General features: G+C 63.8%; 2 protein-coding genes and 1 pseudogene. 1 reads left to right on the top strand and 2 read right to left on the bottom strand.

Translation table 11 applies throughout. The features are described from left to right. Window positions 1-410 (bottom strand): annotated as a pseudogene (locus NG698_RS22015) (recombinase family protein); the annotation flags it as partial. A gap of 180 nt (window positions 411-590) precedes the next feature. Between NG698_RS22015 and NG698_RS21560 the strand changes: the two are divergent. Further along, a complete protein-coding gene (locus tag NG698_RS21560) occupies window positions 591-1,139 on the top strand; it encodes a recombinase family protein (protein WP_252603985.1) in 549 nt (182 codons plus the stop codon). 57 nt (window positions 1,140-1,196) lie between these two features. On the opposite strand, the gene NG698_RS21555 is transcribed toward NG698_RS21560, so the two are convergent. Beyond that, the coding region (locus NG698_RS21555; RefSeq protein WP_252612343.1) for an FGGY-family carbohydrate kinase at window positions 1,197-1,472 on the bottom strand (276 nt) is incomplete at its 5' end.

Raw genomic sequence — 1,472 nt, 5'->3', positions numbered from 1 at the left:
GGTCCCCTGCGTCGTAGAGCTGTTGGGCGTGGTGGGCCTGGTCGGGGGTGAGTTTCGGGCGTCTTCCTTCGGTTCGTCCGCGGGCGCGGGCGGCCGCGAGGCCGTCGCGGGTGTTGGCGATGATGAGTTCTCGTTGGAGTTCGGCGAGGACGGAGAGCATCCCGAACATTGCCCGTGCTTCCGCCGAGGGTGACGAGGTGCAGGACTGAGCGTCCGAGTCTATCGAGGCGGGTGATGACGAGCTGGTCGCCGGCCCGGTTGGCGGAGGCGAGGGCCTTGTCGAGCTCGGGTCTGCTGGCTTTGGCGCCGCTGGCGTGGTCGAGGCAAATGTTGGCCGGGTCGACGCCGGCGCGGGCGAGGGTGTCCGTTTGGTGGTCGGGGTTTTGGTCGGCGGTGGAGACGCGTGACATCCGATCAACATGTGTCGAGAAGACCATCACGGCAGGGGTTTCCGACGTTGATTTCCGAAGCGGGTTTCCGACATGGATTTCGCGGCGCGACACGGACAGGCGTTGTCTCGGAATGCCGTCCAACAACAGGTAGTCTCATAACGACAAGTTGTTCGGGATTAAGAGAATGCAGGGACGGCCATGGCTGCTATCGGGTACGCGAGGGTTTCCACCACGGAACAGAACCTGGATCTGCAGCTCACTGCACTCCAGGCCGCCGGCGCTGCCCGGATCTTTGCCGACAACGGCGTCAGCGGGTCCACGACGGAACGCCCCCAGCTCTCCAAGGCAATGGAACGGCTGGAGGCCGGTGACGTGCTCACCGTCTGGAAGCTCGATCGGTTGGGACGCAACACCCGGCATGTCCTGGACGTTATCGAGAATCTCCGGGAACGGGGAGTGGGTTTCCGCTCCCTGACCGAGGGCCTGGACACCACCGGCCCGATGGGCACCGCCATGCTGACAATCATGGCGGCGTTCGGGCAGCTGGAGCGCGACACGATGATCGAACGCACCAGAGCAGGACTCGCCGCAGCCGCGGCCAACAACCGCCACGGCGGAAGGCCCCGAAAATTAGATGACACTGCCGCTGCCGGAGCCAGGGAACTCAAGGACAAAGGAATCAACGCCCGTGACATCGGCAAGATGCTCGGGGTCTCCCGCGCCACCGTCTACCGATACCTCATATAGGGAACACAAGGAACCCTTGTGTTCGAGCCTGCCCAGTGGGCGTCCGTCACAATCAGCTCAGACTCCGTAGATGTTTTTTCGGGCGTCGATGTAGCGTCCCCGCACCTCGGCGCCCCAGTGTCCTTCGGGCTCGTAGGCGGCTTCAACGCTTCGTTGCCAGTCGGGAAGGCTTCCGGAGGCTGACCATGCCGCTTGTCTAGCGGCCCCTAGCGCCACATATTCTTTCGTTGTCGGGATCTCGACGGGCATCCCGAAAATGCTGGCTGCGGCCTGGCGAAGTGCCCTGGACTTCGATCCTCCGCCGATCAGCAGCACTTTATCCGGGGCTACGCC

Source organism: Pseudarthrobacter raffinosi (assembly GCF_023913735.1).
Classification (GTDB): Bacteria; Actinomycetota; Actinomycetes; order Actinomycetales; family Micrococcaceae; genus Arthrobacter; species Arthrobacter raffinosi.
This window is presented reverse-complemented; position numbering and strand designations above follow the sequence as displayed.